Source organism: Antarcticimicrobium sediminis (genome assembly GCF_004348975.1).
Classification (GTDB): domain Bacteria; phylum Pseudomonadota; class Alphaproteobacteria; order Rhodobacterales; family Rhodobacteraceae; genus Antarcticimicrobium; species Antarcticimicrobium sediminis.
In genome coordinates this window covers 153,515-171,704 of sequence record NZ_SMFP01000005.1, presented here as the reverse complement: position 1 = coordinate 171,704, position 18,190 = coordinate 153,515, and the positions used below count along the sequence as shown (strand labels likewise).

Below are 18,190 nucleotides of genomic sequence, written 5' to 3'. Positions count from 1 at the left end.
GACGCAGAAGACCAGCCAGAAGACCAGTATGAAGGGACCAGAGTGATGCGACGGGTGACGATCCTGGGCGCGACCGGGTCGATCGGGCAAAACACGATCGACCTGATCCGACGCCAACCCGATGCCTACAAGGTGGTGGCACTGACCGGCGGGGCGAATATCGCCCGGCTGGCAGAAGATGCGCGCGCGCTGGGGGCCGAGATCGCGGTGACCGCCTATGAGGATCGGCTGGACGATCTGCGCACGGCGCTTGCGGGCTCCGGGGTGGAGGTGGCCGCAGGGGCCGGGGCGCTGATCGAGGCCGCCCGCCGTCCCGCCGACTGGATCATGTCCGCGATTCTTGGCTCTGCCGGTCTGGCGCCCGGTCTCGCGGCGCTGGAGCAGGGCACCACGCTGGCGCTGGCCAACAAGGAATCTCTGGTCTGCGCCGGGGCGCTGGTGTTGGAGACGGCGCGGCGACACGGTGCGCGTCTGCTGCCGGTCGACAGCGAACATTCCGCCGTATTTCAGGCGCTGGCGGGCGAAGATTTGGCGGCGGTAGAGCGGATCGTGATCACCGCCTCTGGTGGCGCCTTTCGCGACTGGCCGCTGGACAAACTGGCCGCGGCCACCGTGGCCGAGGCCTCCAGTCATCCAAATTGGGATATGGGCCAGCGGATCACCATCGACAGCGCCTCGATGTTCAACAAGGCGATGGAAGTCATTGAAACACGAGAGTTTTTTGGTGTGCGCCCGGATCAGATCGAGGTTCTGGTGCATCCAGAATCCATGATCCATGCGATGGTTGGCTTCAACGACGGGGCCATGATGGCGCATCTTGGCGCCCCCGACATGCGCCATGCGATCGGCTATGCGCTGCACTGGCCCGAGCGGCGACCGCTGCCGGTGGCGCGGCTGGATCTGGCGCAGGTTGGGCAGATGACATTCCGGGCCCCAGATGCGGCCCGTTATCCGGCGCTGCGACTGGCGCGCGCGGTGATGGATCTGGGCGGGCTTTCAGGCGCGGCGTTCACCGCCGCCAAGGAACGCAGCCTGGACGGGTTTATCGCGGGACAGATCGGATTTCTCGATATGGCGGGGGTCGTGGAGAGTGTTCTCGACCGGTTCGCGGCACAGGGCAGCCACGTCAGCGCCGCAATGACCCTTGATAACGTGTTGCAAACCGACCATCTCGCTCGGGTATGGGCGGATGAGGCGATGACAAAGAAGGCAGGGCAAAGGTTTTGAATATTATTGAGCTTATTCCGCAGTTTGGCGGTTTGATCTATACTATCGCCGCTTTTGTCGTGGCCCTGTCCGTGATCGTGGCTGTGCATGAATACGGTCATTACATCGTTGGGCGCTGGTCTGGCATTCACGCCGAGGTGTTCTCGCTTGGCTTTGGTCCGGTGCTGTGGAGCCGCAAGGACAAGCGCGGAACCCGCTGGCAGATCGCGCTGTTGCCCTTTGGCGGCTATGTCAAATTTCTTGGTGATGCCGATGCGGCCTCGGGCAAGGATGGGCAGACCATGGCCGAGATCTATCGCAAGAACCCCGATGATCTGCGTCATACGATGCATGGGGCCCCGCTCTGGGCACGCACGGCGACGGTGATGGCTGGCCCGGTTTTCAATTTCGTGCTGTCGATTGTGGTTTTTACCGGGGTCTTCATGGTGCAGGGCGTGGCCCGCGATCCGCTGACGGTGGGGGCGCTGCATCCGCTGCCGGGGGTGGCGAACGAATTGCAGGTCGGCGACGAGGTGCTGTCTGTTGCCGGGAATCCGGCCCCCAGTTTTCTCGATGGCGCCTCTTGGAGTGTCTTTACCGAGGCGTTGCCGGTGGCGGCGTCGCTGGAGTATCGTGTCCGTCGTGACGGGCATGAGATGACCGTTCAGGGGCCACACCCTTTCCCGCCCTATATCAGCCGGGTGGCCCCGCGCAGTGCGGCGATGGATATCGACCTGCAGTCGGGCGATGTCATCACGGCGGTGGACGGGCAACCGATTCATGCCTTTGATCAGCTGAAACAGGCGGTCGAATCCTCGGACGGGAGCGCGCTGTTGCTGAAGGTCTGGCGGGACGGCGACGTGCTGGATTTCACCCTCGCCCCGCGGCGCACGGACGAGCCGACGGTAGATGGCGGATTCGCCACGCAATGGCGGATCGGCATCGCCGGGGACATGGCGTTCGAACCGGCCACCCAAACCACCGGGCCGTTTGAGGCGTTTACCGGTGGTCTGGTCCAGACCTGGAGCATCATCCGCAGCTCGCTTTCCGGGATGTGGCATATGATTACCGGCGCGATCAGCACCTGCAACATCTCGGGGCCGATCGGGATCGCCGAAACCTCGGGCGCGATGGCCAGCCAGGGCGCGCAGAGCTTCATTTCCTTTATCGCGGTGCTGTCCACCGCCGTGGGGCTGCTCAACCTGTTCCCGATCCCGGCGCTCGATGGCGGACATCTGATGTTCTACGCCTATGAGGCCGTGTTCCGCAAACCGCCGAGCGACGGCGCGGTGCGGATCCTGATGGCCATCGGACTGGCGCTGATTCTGTCGCTGATGGTGTTCGCGCTGGGGAACGATCTGTTTTGCTGAGCAGGGTATAAACCTTGCCAGCAAGGCCCATCGCCAAAGTGTTGCCATAATCGCCCCCTACGGTCCAGACAGCTGAAAGTGAAAGCCGGAAGGACCAAGGGATGCAGGTTTTACATCACTCGTACCGCGGGCTGGGCCTGATCATGGAACTGAACTGGGACCTGATCTTGTACCTAGCGACCATTGCGATTGCGTTGGGGCTTGGGGCTTGGATGGTTAGTTTGGTCTGATCGGGCGGCGATGGGTCGAATGGGGCGGAAATCGCCAACTGGCCTTTTGACATCGACGGGCAATCCCGATACTCATTTTCCCAATGTCTGCTAACTACTGGGTTTAAAAAATGGGATTGCGGAGCACCGTAGGAATTTCCTGCGCTGAACGTGGCTTTGGAGGCACCGTCTTGCACCGTGCGCTGCCCGCGTTGGTTTTTTTCGTGTCGGTCTTTTTGCTGTCGCTGCCACGCGCAGCAGAGGCGCAGGACTATCGTTTCAATTCGGTCCGCGTTGAGGGGAACCAGCGGATCGAGGCGGCGAGTATCGTGTCATATGCCGGAATTGCGCGCGGCAAATCGGTCTCGGCCGGTGAGTTGAACGACGCCTATCAGCGGGTTCTGGCCAGCGGGTTGTTCGAAACCGTCGATTTGACTCCACGGGGCGGAACGCTGGTGATCTCGGTTACCGAGTATCCGACGCTCAACGTGATCAATTTCGAGGGCAACCGTCGCATCAAGGACGAAGATCTGGCCAAGATCATCAAGTCCACCTCACGGCAGGTGTTCAACCCGGCCCAGGCCGAACGCGACGCCAACGCCATCGCCACGGCTTATTCGCAACAGGGCCGCGTTGCCGCGACCGTCACGCCGCGCATTATCCGCCGCGTCGACAACCGCGTCGATCTGGTCTTCGAGGTCTCTGAGGGTACCACCATTGAAGTGGAGCGGGTCAGCTTTGTCGGCAATCGCATCTATTCCGACCGCCGCTTGCGCCGGGTGCTTCAGACGAAACAAGCCAGTATCCTGCGCACCTTCGTCCGCTCCGACACCTTGATTGAGGACCGGATCGAGTTCGACAAGCGCGTGTTGCGTGATTTCTATCTGTCGCGCGGCTATGTCGATTTTCGCGTCAACAGCGCCAATGTGGAATTTACCCGCGAACGAGATGCCTTCTATCTGGTGATGGACGTGCAAGAGGGGCAGCAGTTCCGCTTTGGCAAGGTCTCGACGGTCAGCGAATATGCAGGTGTCGATGTCACCGCTTATGGCGACGCGGTCAAGATCCGGTCCGGCGTGGTCTATTCGCCCTCGCTGGTCGAGAACGAGATCGCCCGGCTGGAACGTTTGGCGGTCAAACAGGGTGTTGATTTCCTGCGTGTTGAGCCGCGCATCACCCGCAACGACCGTGACCTGACGCTGGATGTGGAGTTCGCCCTGACCAGGGGGCCGCGCATTTTTGTCGAACGGATCGATATCGAGGGCAACACCACCACGCTCGACCGTGTTGTCCGCCAACAGTTCAAGATCTCTGAGGGGGACCCGTTCAACCAACGTGAGATTCGCGCCAGCGCCGAACGTATCCGCGCCTTGGGCTTTTTTGAAAAGGCCGAGGTGAACGCGCGCGAAGGGTCGTCGCCCGAACAGGTCATCGTCGATGTGAACGTCGAGGAAAAAGGCACCGGGTCGCTAAGCTTGGGTGGGTCCTACTCTGTCAGTGACGGGGTCGGCCTCGCCATCGGTCTGACTGAAAACAACTTCCTCGGGCGTGGGCAGAAGCTTGGCGTGACGTTTTCGACCACTGAGGATGCGGAAGCCTATGTCTTCAACTTTTCGGAGCCGTTCCTGTTGGGACGTGATCTGAAATTTGATCTGGGTGTGGGGTACTCCGAGTCGAATTCGAATTACACCAGTTTTGACACCGGGGTTGCGTACTTCTCGCCGGCGCTGACATTTCAACTGGCCGAGAATTCGACGCTGAACGTGCGCTATTCCTGGAATGGCAGCGAAATGAAGACGCGGGATACCTCGATTGAGGGGCCGGTGGTCGCGACGGAAATCGCGCAGGGTGCGATGACGTCCAGTGGGCTTGGCTTTACCTATACCTATGACAGCCGGCTGACCGGGCTCGACCCGACGGCTGGATTTCTGTTCTCGCTGGGGTCCGATTATGCCGGGCTGGGGGGCGACAACGAATATCTCAGAACCAACATCAAGGCGATCGCGCAGAAAAAGATCCTGAACGAAGAGGTCACGTTGCGCGCGACCTTTGAGGCGGGGGCGCTCAACTGGATGGGAAACAACGACAGCCGCACCGTGGACCGCTTGTCTTTGTCTTCGGACATCATGCGCGGATTTGAATCCTATGGCATCGGGCCGCGCGACATGTCGCCGGATTCAAGTGGCGCTGCCTATGACGACGCTTTGGGCGGAAACCTTTATGCGGTGGCACGGTTCGAAGCTGAATTCCCGCTCGGCTTGCCCGAGGAGGTCGGACTTCGTGGCGGTGTGTTCCTTGATGTCGGCAACCTTTGGGATCTCAGCAACGTGAATACTGCGGCGGCGTCCTCGACCTGCGGGACCGGCGGCACGTCGAGTTGTATCGTGGGGGCGGATGGCGCTTGGCGCTCGGTGATCGGTCTTTCGTTCCTTTGGAATACGGGTCTTGGGCCGCTGCGGTTCAACTTCTCCAAGGCGCTCAAGAAGGAATCCTATGACAAGGAACAGGCCTTCGACTTGACGCTTCAGGCGACGTTCTGATTCCCCGCTTGGCACGTATGGGTGTTCATATGCGGCCGATCTTGGTCTTTGCTTTGGCCCTGACTGCGCTGATCCTGCCGCTGCGGCCGGGGTCGGCGCAGCAACTGGGGGTGGCGCAGTCCGCAATCCTGACCATCGAAACCGACCGGTTGTTCGCTGAATCGGCCTTTGGTCGGCGCACGGCGAACGAGATCGAAGCCGAAAGCGCCGTGCTCGCCGCCGAGAATAGGCGCATTGAAGCGGATCTGATGGCCGAGGAAAAAGATCTGACGGCGCGCCGCTCCGAGATTGCGCCAGACGCCTTTCGCACGCTGGCAGACGCCTTTGACGAAAAAGTACAGTCGATCCGCAAGGCACAGGACGCCAAGGCGCGGGCGCTGAACCAGCGGGCCGACAAGGCGCGGGGTGAGTTTCTGAATACCGCCCGCCCGGTGCTTGAAACGCTGATGCGCGAAAGCGGGGCCGGTGTGATCCTAGAGCGCAGCAATGTCTTTCTCAGCGCCAATGCCACCGATATAACCGACCGTGCCATCAGTCGCATTGATGCCGCCATCGGCGACGGTGGCAAAAACGGGGCCATCGGCGATCAATAGCGCGACTTGCCCAACCGGGGCGTGCTTGCTAGTCAGTCCGCAACGTTCACTAACGGGGAATTGTCCATGACCGCAGAGTTGAAAAGCGCGGATATCCATCTCATTCAACGGATCCTCCCTCACCGGTATCCGTTCCTGCTGGTGGACAAGGTGGTCGATATCGACGGCTATAGTTCGGCGCGCGGGATCAAGAACGTGACGATGAACGAGCCGCATTTTCAGGGCCACTTCCCCGGGACACCGATCATGCCGGGCGTTACCATCGTCGAGGCGATGGCGCAGACGGCGGGCGTGATGCTGGGCGTCGGGATGGATATCATCGACTCCGATCTGCTGATCTATTTCATGAATATCGACAAGTGCAAATTCCGCCGAAAGGTCGTGCCCGGCGATGTGCTGGAGATGCAGATCACCACGCTGCGCGGCAAGCCGGGGGGGAAGATCTTCAAATTCTCCGGTCGGGCGACAGTTGACGGCGAACTCGCGACCGAGGCGGAATTCTCTGCCATGGTCGACATTCAGAAGGATTGATCGCCATGAGCGCCATGAGCGGTGTGCATCCAAGTGCGATCATTGAAGACGGGGCGCAACTTGGCGAGGGCTGCGTTGTCGGGCCGTTTTGTCTGATCGGGCCGCAGGTGGTGCTGGGCGACCGGGTGGAGCTGAAAAGCCATGTGATCGTGACCGGTGATACCCAGATCGGTGAGGACACCGTGATTTTTCCCTTCGCCGTGATCGGCGAGGTGCCGCAGGATCTGAAGTATCAGGGCGAGGATACCCGCCTGATCATCGGTGCGCGCAACCGAATCCGTGAACATGTGACCATGAATCCGGGAACCAAGGGCGGGGGCGGCATCACCCGCGTAGGCGATGACGGGCTGTTCATGGCCGGGTGCCACGTTGCCCATGATGCCCAGATCGGCGACCGGGTGATCCTGGTGAACAACGCGGCCGTGGCCGGGCATTGCCTGCTGGAGGACGATGTGATCGTCGGCGGCATGTCGGGCATTCACCAGTGGGTCCGGGTCGGACGCGGTGCCATCATCGGTGCGCTGACCAAGGTGACGAATGATGTCATCCCTTACGGTTTGGTTCAGGCCCCACGGGGCGAGCTGGACGGTTTGAACCTTGTCGGGCTCAAGCGGCGCGGTGTGCCGCGCTCGGATATCACCGCGCTGCGGGCTGCATTTCAGATGCTGGCCCAGGGCGAGGGCACCTTTCAGGACCGCGCCCGCCGGCTGGGCGAAGAGACCGACAGCGAATATGTGCGCCAGATCGTCGAATTCGTGATGGGGGATAGCGACCGGTCCTTCCTCACACCGGGGAGCTAAGGGGTGCTGGCCCTGATCGCCGGGCGCGGTGCGCTGCCCGAGGCCGTCGCGACGGCGCAGGAGGTGGCGCCAATCATCTGCGCTTTGGAAAGCGATCCGCCCAAGCGTCTGGAGGTGGATCTGTGGTTTCGCATTGAAACCCTTGGCACCTTGTTGGCCGATCTGAAAGCGCGCGGGGTGACGCGTATCTGCATGGCGGGCGCGATCGGACGGCCGCAGATCGACCCGGCCGTGATCGACGCGGCGACCCTGCCGCTTGTGCCGGTCCTGTCCGAGGCCTTGCAAGGCGGCGATGACGGCGCGTTGCGCGCATTGATCGGCATTTTCGAACAGGCGGGATTGCAGGTTGTGGCCGCCCATCAGGCCGCGCCGGGCTTGCTGCTGGCGCCGGGGGTGCCCACCGGGGCGCAACCGACGGACGCCCATCGTGGCGATGCGGGGCGCGGCGCTGGGATCGTGGCGGCGATGGCATCGGTGGATATCGGTCAAGCCTGTGCGGTGCACAACGGTCAGGCGCTGGCAGTCGAGGGGGTGTTCGGCACCGACTGGATGCTGACCAGCCTCGCGGCCCGGCCAGATGGCGAGGGCGGGCTGCTGTTCAAGGCGCCAAAACCGGGGCAGGACGTGCGCGCAGATCTGCCGACCATTGGCCCCGAAACCGTGCGCGCCGCCGCCGGGGCCGGGCTTGAGGGGATCGTGATCGAGGCCGGGGGCGTTATCGTCCTTGATCAGCCCGGGGTGATTGCCGCCTGCGACCGGATGGGCATGTTCCTCTGGTCGCGCGAGCCGCAGCTCTGATGCGCGTCTTTCTGGTGGCGGGAGAGCCGTCGGGCGATCGGCTGGGGGGCGCGCTGATGGAGGGGTTGCACCAGCTTGCCCCCGGTGTGACCTTTGACGGTGTCGGCGGGCCACAGATGCAGGCGCAGGGACTTGTCAGCCGCTTTCCGATGGATGAACTCAGCATCATGGGCATCGCCGAGGTGCTGCCAAGGTATTTCGACCTCAAACGCCGCATAGACGAGACCGCGCAGGCGGTGATCGACACCCGCCCGGATGTTTTGATCACCATCGACAGCCCGGATTTCTGTCTGCGGGTGGCCAAACGCGTCAAGGCCGTGACGGATATCCGCACCGTGCATTACGTGGCCCCCACGGTCTGGGCGTGGCGGCCCAAACGCGCCGACAAGATGGCGCGCGTGATTGATCATGTCCTTGCCCTGTTCCCGTTCGAGCCGCCTTATATGCAGGCCGCCGGGATGGCCTGCGATTTCGTCGGTCACCCGGTGGTGGCTGAGCCGCAGGCCGACGCGGCAGAGATCACCGCCTTTCGGGCGCGTCACGGGCTGGGCGATGCGCCGCTGTTGCTGGTGCTGCCGGGATCGCGCAAGGGCGAGGTCACGCGCCTTGCCCCGGTCTTTGGTCAGGCTCTGGCCCCGGTTCTGGAGGCGCGGCCCGATCTGCGCCCGGTGGTGCCCGCCGCAGCGCCTGTGGCCGCGATGGTGCGCGAGATGGTGGCGGCGTGGCCCGGTGCGCCGCTGATCCTTGATCCGCGCGACAGCGATGCCTTGACCGCGCAGGCCGACAAGCGGGCAGCCTTTGCTGCCGCCAATCTGGCGCTGGCCGCGTCGGGCACCGTGGCGTTGGAACTGGCGGCCGCCGCGACGCCGATGGTCATGGCCTACAAGGTGAACTGGCTGACTTGGCAACTGGCCCGGCGGATGATGCGGATCGACACCGCCAATCTGGTCAATCTGGTCAGCGAAACCCGCGTGGTGCCGGAATGTCTGGGCCCCGATTGCCGCCCCGATCTGATCGCCGAGACGGTGTTGCGGGTGCTGGATCAGCCCGAGGCGCAGAAAGATGCAATGGCGCTGACCATGGACCGGCTGGGTCTGGGCGGCGAGGCCCCGGGCCTGCGGGCCGCGCGGGCGGTGCTGGAACGCCTGTAGCCGGCGACGAACCAGCGACGCGGCGGTTACGCGCCGCGCCAGATCCAGCCGCCGCCAAAGATGCGCGTGCCCTTGGGGTCGTAGAACACGCAGGCCTGCCCGGGCGAGACGCCTTCCTCGGGGGTCAAAAGCTCTACCTCGGCTGTGGTCGGCGACAGCGGCCGCACAATCGCCTCGCGCGGCGGGCGGGTCGAGCGGACCTTGACCGACAGATGCCATTCCGCGCGGCTGTCAAAGGGCTCATCCCCTAGCCAGTTGATTTCACGCATTGGAATCACCCGGGTCGCCAACAGCTCTTTCGGGCCGACAACGACCTGTTTCTTGTCGACATCCAGCCGGACCACATAGAGCGGATCGCTCAACCCCCCGATGCCCAGCCCGCGGCGCTGGCCGATGGTATAATGAATCACCCCGTCATGGGTTCCCAGAACCCGACCGTCGGCATGCACGATCTCGCCCGCGTCGGCGGCCCCCGGACGCAGCTTTTCGATCACGCTGGCATAATCGCCATTGGGCACAAAGCAGATGTCCTGACTGTCGGGCTTGTCCGCGACCGCCAAGCCATAATCCGCCGCCATTGCGCGCGTCGCATCCTTGCTCGGCAGGTGGCCCAGCGGGAATCGCAGAAATTCGAGCTGTTCCGGCGTGGTCGAGAACAGGAAATAGGACTGATCCCGGTTCGCATCGGCAGCACTGTGAAGCTCTGGCCCGTTCGGCCCGATCTTGCGCTGGATATAGTGCCCCGTTGCCATGCAATCGGCTTCAAGATCCTTGGCCGTTTGCAGCAGATCCTTGAACTTCACCCGCTCATTGCAACGGATACAGGGCACCGGCGTCGCCCCGGCCAGATAGCTGTCGGCAAATTCGTCGATCACCGCATCCTTGAAGATGTTTTCATAATCCAGCACATAGTGGGGAAATCCATGTTCCTCGGCCACGCGGCGGGCATCGTGGATATCGAGCCCGGCACAGCAGGCGCCCTTTTTCGCCAGCGCCGCGCCGTGATCGTAAAGCTGCAACGTCACCCCCACCACGTCATAGCCCTGCGCCGCCAGATGCGCGGCTACGACCGAGCTGTCAACGCCGCCCGACATCGCCACGACGACGCGGGTTTCCGACGGCGGCTTGGGAATGCCAAGCGAGTTCAGCGGTGCATTGGTGTCCAGCGCCATGGCGGCGGCTCCTTGAATAACGGTCGTCTGTGGGAACTCTGTCGGAATATAGGAAAATTCGATACACTCTCAAGAGGCGGTTTTACACCCCGTTAAGAGCTAAGCGGCAAGACTTGACGCGGGACTGCTGAGGGGTTGGTGATGTATCTTAAGAAAGTGGAAGGACCGCGCGCTGTAAAGCTGCCGGACGGTAAGATGATGACGCGGGCGGATCTGCCGCCCGCCGCAACGCAAAGGTGGGTTGCCTCGCGCAAGGCGGCGGTGGTCAGGGGCGTCCTGTACGGGCTGATCAGCGAAAGCGAGGCCAGGAAACGCTATGCGCTCAGCGAAGAGGAGTTGCATTCCTGGATCGCCGCGGTCGACACCCATGGTGAGAAGGCGCTGAAAGCAACGGCCTTGAAACGCTATAGACAACTGTAGATTGTTTTGAGATCCTCCGGTGCAAACTGCAGGACGGTAACATGCGGTTAACTTTTTTTCGCCAAGGTTAACGCAACTGTTGATGTCTTACGCATTACGGAGTGTTCAATTATGCGCGTTCTTTTGGTAGAAGACGATCCGGCGACGTCGAAAAGCATCGAGTTGATCCTGACTCATGCCAATCTGAACGTCTATTCGACCGAGTTGGGCGAAGAGGGAATCGATCTTGCCAAGCTTTATGATTACGATTTGATCCTGCTTGACCTCAACCTGCCGGACATGAACGGGCATGAGGTGCTGCGCCAGATCCGTCTGGCGCGGGTCGATACCCCGATCCTGATATTGACGGGATCGGACGACACGGAAAGCAAGCTGAAAGGGTTCGGATTCGGGGCCGATGATTATCTGACCAAACCCTTTCACCGCGACGAGTTGGTGGCGCGGATCCACGCGATCATCCGCCGCTCCAAGGGGCATTCTCAATCGGTGATCCATACCGGCAAGATCGCGGTGAACCTGGACGCCAAGACTGTCGAGTCAGGGGGGGATCCGGTGCACCTGACGGGCAAGGAATACCAGATGTTGGAACTTCTGAGTCTGCGCAAGGGCACTACATTGACCAAGGAGATGTTTCTGAATCATCTCTATGGCGGCATGGACGAGCCAGAGCTGAAGATCATCGACGTTTTCATCTGTAAACTGCGCAAGAAGCTTGGCCAGGCCACCGGCGGCGACAATTACATCGAAACGGTCTGGGGCCGTGGCTATGTGCTGCGCGACCCGCGCGAAGAAGAGGCCGGGGCGCAGATGGTCGCTTCCGCCTGATCTGGTGAGCGGATTTGTCGACCCTGATCCGACGAACCGTCGGACGTGAAGTCACAGCGTCTGGACCTGCGGCGTGGCGCACCCTATCACGGACCCGGTGAAAGAGCCGGATACAGGTGGGGCGCGCAGGGCCGTGACGAACGAAAACGACACTGAATACACCGAGATTGCCTCCCTGACACGGGATCAGGCGCGGGCAGAACTGGACCGCCTTGCGGATCTGTTGCTTGGGGCTGACGCGGCCTATCACACCGAGGACGCCCCGGTGATGTCGGACGCGGCCTATGACCGGCTCAAACGCCGCAACGCCGCCATCGAGGCGCGCTTTCCCGACATCAAGCGCAGCGACAGCCCCTCGGACCGGGTGGGCGCGAAACCGGCTGAGGGGTTTTCCAAGGTCACCCATGCCCAGCGGATGATGTCGCTGGGCAATGCCTTTGACCCGCAGGATGTGACGGCGTTCGATGCCAGCATCTGCAAGTATCTCGGACTCGAGGCCGGGACGCTGGCCTATACCGCCGAGCCCAAGATCGACGGGCTGTCGCTGTCGCTGCGCTATGAGCACGGCGAATTGGTGCAGGCGGCTACGCGCGGCGATGGGGCGGTCGGCGAGAATGTGACCGCAAACGCCCGCACCATCCGCGATATTCCGCAACGGCTTACCGGCGCGCCAGAGGTGCTCGAAGTGCGCGGCGAGGTCTATATGGGCCACGCTGATTTCGCCGCCTTGAACGAACGGCAGGCGGCAAAAGGGGAAAAGACCTTTGCCAACCCGCGCAACGCCGCCGCCGGTTCCCTGCGCCAGCTTGATCCTGAAATAACCCGCGCCCGACCGCTGAAATTCTTTGCCTATAGCTGGGGAGAGCTGTCGCAGCCCTTGGCCGAAACCCAGATCGGCGCGATGGACCGGCTAAAGCAGTTGGGTTTTGTCACCAACGCTTTGACCAAACTCTGCGCAGGGCCGGAGGCGTTGGTCGCCCATTACCGCAGCATCGAGGAACAGCGCGCCACGCTGGGCTATGACATCGACGGGGTGGTCTACAAGGTCAACGATCTGGGCCTGCAGGCGCGGCTTGGCTTCCGCTCCACCACGCCGCGTTGGGCGATCGCGCATAAATTCCCCGCCGAGCTGGCCTGGACCCGGCTCGAGGCGATCGACATTCAGGTCGGGCGCACCGGCGCGCTCAGCCCGGTGGCGCGGCTGACCCCGGTCACGGTGGGCGGCGTCGTGGTCTCCAACGCCACGCTGCACAACGAGGATTATATCGCCGGGCGCGATTCCACCGGCAAACCGATCCGCGACGGCAAGGATATCCGCGTCGGGGACTGGGTGCAGGTCTATCGCGCCGGTGATGTGATCCCGAAAGTCGCCGATGTCGATCTGTCGAAGCGACCGCAGACAGCGCAGCCCTATGTCTTTCCCGACATCTGCCCGGAATGCGGATCGGACGCGATCCGGGAAGAGGGGGATTCGGTGCGCCGCTGTACCGGCGGCATGATCTGCCCGGCGCAGGCGGTGGAAAGGCTAAGGTACTTTGTGTCCCGCGCCGCCTTCTATATCGAGGGGCTGGGGCGCAAACAGGTCGAATATTTCTATGACACCTGCCGCATTTCCGAACCCGCCGACATCTTTCGCCTGCAAGAGCGGGACGGCGACGCGGGCCGCCTGACCGCAGATCCGCGCGACCGGATCGAGCGTCAACTCAGCGATCCGGAGCGGGGCGCAGAGCTGTTGGAAAAACTCGCCGAGATGCTGCGCTCTTCGGGTGTGCCGGTGGATGAGAGCGATGCCGAACATGTCATCGCGGGCATCCGGCATCTGGCGGGTAAACCGCTGGCACAGGTCAAAGGCTGGGGCGAGAAATCGGCGCAGAACCTGTTTGCCGCCATCGAGGAATGGCGCACCGTTCCGCTCAACCGGGTGATCTTTGCCCTCGGTATTCGCCATGTGGGCGAGGTGGGGGCGGCTGATCTGGCCCGCCATTATGCCACATGGGAGGCGATGATCGCCGCGCTCGACGCCGCGCATCCAGCGTTGGAGCGCCACCTGTTGGCCGAGGCTGCCGTCCTGAGCGAACGCGCCACCGCAACGCAGGAGGGGCGCCGGGCAAAGATTGCCGACACCCGCACCGCGATCTGGTCCGCAGATCCCGCGTTGCCCGATGGCGCCCGCGCCGCCTGGGAGGATCTGGTCAGCATTGATGGCATCGGCACCACCGTGGCGGTGGCCCTTGTCACGTCCTTTGCCCAACGGGCCGAGCGGGCCTCGATCGACCGGCTGGTGGCCGAACTCGACATCCAGCCGATGCAGGTGGCAGATACCGCCGGCAGCCCGGTCGCGGGCAAGACCATCGTCTTTACCGGCACGCTGGAAAAGATGACCCGCCCCGAAGCCAAGGCGCGGGCCGAGGCGCTGGGGGCCAAGGTTGCCGGTTCGGTCAGCAAGAAGACCGATTTGCTGGTGGCGGGCCCCGGCGCGGGCTCCAAGGCGAAAAAGGCTGCCGAACTGGGCATCGAAACCCTTGACGAGGACGGCTGGCTCGCCCTGATCGGGGCGGCATGACCGGGCGGCCTGAAATCCTGTTCCCGCTGTTTTCCGATCTGGAAACGCTGGATGGCGTCGGCCCCAAGACCGCGAAACTCATGGCGCAGCTTGGGATCGAGGCGCCGCGCGACCTGCTGTTTTCGCTGCCCTATGCGGTGGTGGACCGGCGGCGGCGTGACACCATCCGCGGCGCCGATATCCCCGGCACCCTGACGGTCGAGGTCACGGTGGGCGCGCACCATCCGCCGCGCACCCGGGGTGGGGCCTATCGCATCCACGTGGTCGATGCGCAGGAGGAGTTTCAGCTGGTCTTTTTCCACGCCCGCAGCGAATACCTCAATCAGGTGTTGCCCGAGGGTGAGCGACGCGTGGTTTCGGGCAAGCTGGAGCTGTTCGACGGCATGGCGCAGATGGTGCATCCCGATCACATGCTGCCGGTGGCGGAGGCGGGTACTATCCCGGATTTCGAGCCGGTCTATCACCTGACCCAAGGGATTAGCCAAAAGGTGATGTACAAGGCCGTGCAGGGGGCGCTGGCCCGCGCACCCGATCCGGCCGACTGGATCGATCCGGCCTATCTGACACAACAGGGTTGGCCCGGCTGGGATGCGGCGATCCGTACCGCCCATGCGCCCAAGGGGATGGACGATATCAGCCCCTCAGCTCCTTCGCGGATGCGACTGGCCTATGATGAATTCTTCGCCCATCAACTGACCCTTGCGCTGGCCCGCAGGCAAGAGCGCAAGGCGCGCGGTATCTCCAGCCGTGGCAGCGGGGCGTTGCAGAAAAAGGTACTTGCGGCGCTGCCCTATACGCCGACCGGCGCACAACAACGGGCACTGTCCGAGATCGCTGCCGACATGGCCTTGCCGCAGCGCATGAACCGCCTGTTGCAGGGCGATGTCGGTGCGGGCAAGACGCTGGTCGCCTTTCTCGCGCTGCTGATCGCGGTCGAGTCGGGCGGGCAGGGGGTGATGATGGCCCCGACCGAAATTCTCGCCCGCCAGCATCTGGAGGCGCTGCGCCCGCTGGCCGAAGAGGCCGGTGTGGTGCTGGAACTGTTGACCGGGCGCGACAAGGGGGCGGAACGGCGCGCCAAACTGGCGGCGTTGCAGCGCGGCGACATCCAGATCCTTGTGGGCACCCATGCGGTGTTCCAACCCGATGTCGCCTTTGCCGCGCTGCGCCTTGCCATCGTCGATGAGCAGCACCGCTTTGGCGTGCGCCAGCGAATGGAACTGGCCGAAAAAGGCGGCGCCGCCGACATGTTGGTGATGACCGCCACACCGATCCCGCGCAGCCTGTCACTGGCGCAATATGGCGACATGGATGTCTCGATCCTTGACGAGAAACCGCCCGGTCGCAAACCGATCAAGACCGCGCTTCTCAGCACCGAACGTTTGGGCGATGTGATCGAGCATCTGCGTCGTGCCATCGCCGAGGGGCGGCAATGTTACTGGGTCTGTCCGCTGGTGGATGAATCCGAACTCTCCGATCTTACGGCGGCAGAGGAGCGGTTCAAACAATTGCGCGCGGTGCTGGGCGAGGGGGTCGTGGGGCTGGTCCATGGCCAGATGCCCCCCGATCAGAAAGACGCCGCCATGGCCGATTTTCAGGCCGGCCAGAGCAAGGTTCTGGTCGCCACCACGGTGATCGAGGTGGGGGTGGACGTGCCCAATGCCACCATCATGGTGATCGAACGGGCCGAGATTTTTGGCCTCGCCCAGTTGCACCAGTTGCGTGGGCGCGTCGGGCGTGGCGAGGCCGCGAGCACCTGTCTTCTGATGTATCGCCCGCCGTTGAGCGAGGGCGGGCGGCGCCGGCTTGAGGTTCTGCGCGAGACCGAGGATGGGTTCCGTATCTCCGAGGTGGATCTGGAAATGCGCGGCGCGGGCGATCTGATCGGCACCGCGCAATCGGGGCTGCCACGGTTCCAGATCGCCGATCTGGAACGCCAGACCGCGCTGATGGCGGTGGCGCAAAGCGATGCGCGCGCCCTGCTTGAGGCCGACCCGGGGTTGGCAAGTGACCGGGGCCGCGCCGCACGGGTGCTGCTTTGGCTGATGCGTCAGGATCGCGCGATCCGCTGGATTTCCGTGGGGTGAGCGCCGTCTCGGAAACCGTCCAGTGGACGGTTTCAGGCGCGAACGGGCGGAGCCCCGGGGACAGCAGGCTTCTCGGAAAGGGTGAGAAAGGTCAGAAAAGGTGCCACTGGTCCCTTTTTCCTTTCGAACGGGGAGCGTTTCGCCCGCGAACGGGCGGAGCCCCGGGGATGTTTCTTCTGCACAAAAGAAGAACATCCGATCCTTCTGAAAGTCGTGCAAGTTCAGATGCATAGGCATTCGATTTCAATTTGTTCACAAATGTTCTCATAAAGTTCTTTACAGAAGGGTAGGAAATATGAGAACAAAAGGTCAACACGGAACAACAACCTGCTAACCGACACACCTGTTAACCGACCCAGAGGTGATCCCATGCTGACCCAGATCAAGACCGCTCTGATGACCAACCGCGAGACATTGCTGCAAGATGCCATCGGCGTGGCGGCGCTGGTCGTGATCTTGTTGGGTGCGCTGCACTTGCCCGGGTTGGTCTGACCCCGTTTTCTGCCTGCGGCCTCATGCCGGGGGATGCGCTGCATCTCTGTCCCATAGTTCGATGCAAGGGTGACCTGCCTCAAACGATCCCTCTGCGGCCCGCGTCATCGGGTCTGCGTACCCCCGGATCCTGCATGAGAGACGCATAACTGCCGCCGCCCTCCATACAGGAGGCGCGGCGGTTTTTTCTTTTCGGGGCAGGGCTTTTCTGGCTGCGAAGGGCGCGCGAATGGCGTCGCCTCAAAGTTCGCCGGTGGTGATGATGTGCAATAGGGCCGTCAGCACCGCATTGGCCGCGACCGAGGCCAGGATCATCCCCATCACCCGGCTGACGATGGCTGATCCGGCCTCACCGATCAGACGTATGATCGGCTCGGCCAACCGCATCAACAGATAGGCGGCGGCGATAACGCCCAGCATAACCACACCCGTTATGGCCTGATCAGACACGCTGAACCGCTTGTTATCGGTCAGGATGACGATGGCCAACATCGCCCCGGGAGAGGCCAGCGAGGGCACCGCAAGCGGAAAAATCGCCGGATTCGGCATGCGCTGCTTATCTCCGACCATGTCCGAGAGCGCGCGCTGCTCGGATTCGGTCTTGCTTTCGCCAAAGATCATGGTCAGCGCGAAAAGAAACAGAACGATCCCCCCGGCCACCTGAAAAGAGTTCAGCCCGATGCCAAGCGCATCAATCAGGATTTGGCCAAAGATCAAAAAGAACAAAAGCACGATGGCGCTGACCATCGCCGCTTGCAGCGCAATGCGGCGGCGCAGGGCCGCGCTGGCCCCGGCAGTAATCGCGATGAAGACAGGGATGGTTCCGATTGGGTCTATCACGACCCATAATGTCACGATCTGTTCCAGAATGCCGTGGATTATCACTGCCTGTCCCGCGCTCCTAAAAATGAAGTTTTCGTATTCGTCGCACCGTCAGGCGCAATCGGCCTGTTCCGCCTGTTCCATCGCCTCGGCCGTGGCCTCCAGCGTCAACAGGATCGAGGCATGCCGGTTCTTGTAGTCGCGCGCAGGCAGCAGCACCTCCAGCCCGTCAAAGGGGGCATCGGGGGGCGGTCCGTCCTGCTTCAGCATCGCACTCAACTGATCGCGGGCCTGTTCGACTTGCGCCCGCGTCGCCCCAAGGATCGCCGCGCCGACCACTGCGGCCGAGGCTTGCCCCAGCGCGCAGGCCTTCACGTCTTGGGCGAAATCGGTGATCTTGCGATCCTTGACCTTCACGTCCACGGTCACGGTCGAGCCGCACAGCGGCGAGCGTTTCTTGGCCGTCGCACATGGGTTTTCAAGCCGACCAAGATGCGGAATATCCGCGGCCAGCGCCAGAATGCGGGCCGAATACAGCTTGATCAGGTCGGTGTCGCCGGACATGGGTTTCCCTCATAGGTTCTTCCCCATACATAGGAGCTCGTTCCCGC

At 62.7% G+C, this 18,190-nt stretch carries 16 protein-coding genes; 13 read left to right on the top strand and 3 right to left on the bottom strand.

Annotated elements, in window-relative coordinates:
* The first annotated feature begins 45 nt into the window (after nucleotides 1–45).
* The 8 genes from dxr (at nucleotide 46) to lpxB (ending at nucleotide 9,198) form a co-directional block, all read left to right on the top strand.
* Nucleotides 46–1,227, top strand: coding sequence for a 1-deoxy-D-xylulose-5-phosphate reductoisomerase (gene dxr / locus E1B25_RS09815; protein ID WP_132828828.1), 1,182 nt, complete (start codon nucleotides 46–48; stop codon nucleotides 1,225–1,227).
* Nucleotides 1,224–2,576, top strand: coding sequence for an RIP metalloprotease RseP (gene rseP, locus E1B25_RS09810; RefSeq protein WP_132828826.1), 1,353 nt, complete (start codon nucleotides 1,224–1,226; stop codon nucleotides 2,574–2,576). Before dxr ends, rseP begins: the two co-directional genes overlap by 4 nt.
* A gap of 340 nt (nucleotides 2,577–2,916) precedes the next feature.
* The gene (bamA, locus tag E1B25_RS09805) at nucleotides 2,917–5,325 is read left to right on the top strand and encodes an outer membrane protein assembly factor BamA (RefSeq protein WP_132828824.1); all 2,409 of its coding nucleotides are present in this window, start codon (nucleotides 2,917–2,919) and stop codon (nucleotides 5,323–5,325) included.
* A gap of 29 nt (nucleotides 5,326–5,354) precedes the next feature.
* Complete coding sequence (locus E1B25_RS09800) at nucleotides 5,355–5,918, top strand: OmpH/Skp family outer membrane protein (RefSeq protein ID WP_132828822.1); 564 nt, start codon at nucleotides 5,355–5,357, stop codon at nucleotides 5,916–5,918.
* Nucleotides 5,919–5,984: 66 nt separating this feature from the next.
* Nucleotides 5,985–6,449 (top strand): 3-hydroxyacyl-ACP dehydratase FabZ, encoded by a 465-nt coding sequence (gene fabZ, locus E1B25_RS09795; RefSeq protein ID WP_132828821.1) that lies wholly within the window; start codon nucleotides 5,985–5,987, stop codon nucleotides 6,447–6,449.
* Between the two features lie 14 nt (nucleotides 6,450–6,463).
* Nucleotides 6,464–7,249: an acyl-ACP--UDP-N-acetylglucosamine O-acyltransferase gene (gene lpxA, locus E1B25_RS09790; protein ID WP_132829001.1), complete on the top strand. Its 786-nt coding sequence runs from the start codon at nucleotides 6,464–6,466 to the stop codon at nucleotides 7,247–7,249.
* Nucleotides 7,250–7,252: 3 nt separating this feature from the next.
* Nucleotides 7,253–8,047: an LpxI family protein gene (locus tag E1B25_RS09785; RefSeq protein WP_132828819.1), complete on the top strand. Its 795-nt coding sequence runs from the start codon at nucleotides 7,253–7,255 to the stop codon at nucleotides 8,045–8,047.
* Entirely contained in the window at nucleotides 8,047–9,198 is a 1,152-nt protein-coding gene (gene lpxB / locus E1B25_RS09780; protein ID WP_132828817.1) for a lipid-A-disaccharide synthase, read from the top strand. Before E1B25_RS09785 ends, lpxB begins: the two co-directional genes overlap by 1 nt.
* 26 nt (nucleotides 9,199–9,224) lie before the next feature.
* On the opposite strand, the gene mnmA is transcribed toward lpxB, so the two are convergent.
* Complete coding sequence (gene mnmA / locus E1B25_RS09775; RefSeq protein WP_132828815.1) at nucleotides 9,225–10,370, bottom strand: tRNA 2-thiouridine(34) synthase MnmA; 1,146 nt, start codon at nucleotides 10,368–10,370, stop codon at nucleotides 9,225–9,227.
* A gap of 141 nt (nucleotides 10,371–10,511) precedes the next feature.
* Between mnmA and sciP the strand changes: the two genes are divergently transcribed.
* The 5 genes from sciP to E1B25_RS22745 all read left to right on the top strand — a co-directional run bounded on the left by sciP (nucleotide 10,512) and on the right by E1B25_RS22745 (nucleotide 16,757).
* Nucleotides 10,512–10,790: a CtrA inhibitor SciP gene (gene sciP, locus E1B25_RS09770; protein WP_132828814.1), complete on the top strand. Its 279-nt coding sequence runs from the start codon at nucleotides 10,512–10,514 to the stop codon at nucleotides 10,788–10,790.
* 111 nt (nucleotides 10,791–10,901) lie between these two features.
* On the top strand, nucleotides 10,902–11,615 hold the full coding sequence (ctrA, locus tag E1B25_RS09765) for a response regulator transcription factor CtrA (RefSeq protein WP_132828812.1): 714 nt from the start codon (nucleotides 10,902–10,904) through the stop codon (nucleotides 11,613–11,615).
* Between the two features lie 133 nt (nucleotides 11,616–11,748).
* Nucleotides 11,749–14,178, top strand: a complete 2,430-nt coding sequence (gene ligA / locus E1B25_RS09760; RefSeq protein WP_245510672.1) for an NAD-dependent DNA ligase LigA — start codon at nucleotides 11,749–11,751, stop codon at nucleotides 14,176–14,178.
* Complete coding sequence (recG, locus tag E1B25_RS09755) at nucleotides 14,175–16,265, top strand: ATP-dependent DNA helicase RecG (RefSeq protein WP_132828809.1); 2,091 nt, start codon at nucleotides 14,175–14,177, stop codon at nucleotides 16,263–16,265. The genes ligA and recG overlap by 4 nt, the downstream gene beginning before the upstream one ends.
* Nucleotides 16,266–16,634: 369 nt before the next feature.
* Nucleotides 16,635–16,757: a hypothetical protein gene (locus E1B25_RS22745; RefSeq protein ID WP_280960246.1), complete on the top strand. Its 123-nt coding sequence runs from the start codon at nucleotides 16,635–16,637 to the stop codon at nucleotides 16,755–16,757.
* A 240-nt stretch (nucleotides 16,758–16,997) separates the two neighbouring features.
* On the opposite strand, the gene E1B25_RS09750 is transcribed toward E1B25_RS22745, so the two are convergent.
* Both E1B25_RS09750 and E1B25_RS09745 read right to left on the bottom strand, forming a co-directional pair.
* Complete coding sequence (locus E1B25_RS09750) at nucleotides 16,998–17,636, bottom strand: MarC family protein (RefSeq protein ID WP_206338531.1); 639 nt, start codon at nucleotides 17,634–17,636, stop codon at nucleotides 16,998–17,000.
* Between the two features lie 54 nt (nucleotides 17,637–17,690).
* On the bottom strand, nucleotides 17,691–18,143 hold the full coding sequence (locus E1B25_RS09745; protein ID WP_132828808.1) for an iron-sulfur cluster assembly scaffold protein: 453 nt from the start codon (nucleotides 18,141–18,143) through the stop codon (nucleotides 17,691–17,693).
* Between the last annotated feature and the right edge of the window lie 47 nt (nucleotides 18,144–18,190).

Excerpts from the sequence above, each read along its gene's own strand:
- E1B25_RS09800 (WP_132828822.1), top strand. The coding sequence starts at position 5,355 with ATGCGGCCGATCTTGGTCTTTGCTTTGGCCCTGACTGCGCTGATCCTG.
- fabZ (WP_132828821.1), top strand. The coding sequence starts at position 5,985 with ATGACCGCAGAGTTGAAAAGCGCGGATATCCATCTCATTCAACGGATC.
- lpxA (WP_132829001.1), top strand. The coding sequence starts at position 6,464 with ATGAGCGGTGTGCATCCAAGTGCGATCATTGAAGACGGGGCGCAACTT.
- E1B25_RS22745 (WP_280960246.1), top strand. The coding sequence starts at position 16,635 with ATGCTGACCCAGATCAAGACCGCTCTGATGACCAACCGCGAGACATTG.
- ctrA (WP_132828812.1), top strand. The coding sequence starts at position 10,902 with ATGCGCGTTCTTTTGGTAGAAGACGATCCGGCGACGTCGAAAAGCATC.
- lpxB (WP_132828817.1), top strand. The coding sequence starts at position 8,047 with ATGCGCGTCTTTCTGGTGGCGGGAGAGCCGTCGGGCGATCGGCTGGGG.
- sciP (WP_132828814.1), top strand. The coding sequence starts at position 10,512 with ATGTATCTTAAGAAAGTGGAAGGACCGCGCGCTGTAAAGCTGCCGGAC.
- dxr (WP_132828828.1), top strand. The coding sequence starts at position 46 with ATGCGACGGGTGACGATCCTGGGCGCGACCGGGTCGATCGGGCAAAAC.
- mnmA (WP_132828815.1), bottom strand. The coding sequence starts at position 10,370 with ATGGCGCTGGACACCAATGCACCGCTGAACTCGCTTGGCATTCCCAAG.
- recG (WP_132828809.1), top strand. The coding sequence starts at position 14,175 with ATGACCGGGCGGCCTGAAATCCTGTTCCCGCTGTTTTCCGATCTGGAA.
- bamA (WP_132828824.1), top strand. The coding sequence starts at position 2,917 with ATGGGATTGCGGAGCACCGTAGGAATTTCCTGCGCTGAACGTGGCTTT.
- E1B25_RS09745 (WP_132828808.1), bottom strand. The coding sequence starts at position 18,143 with ATGTCCGGCGACACCGACCTGATCAAGCTGTATTCGGCCCGCATTCTG.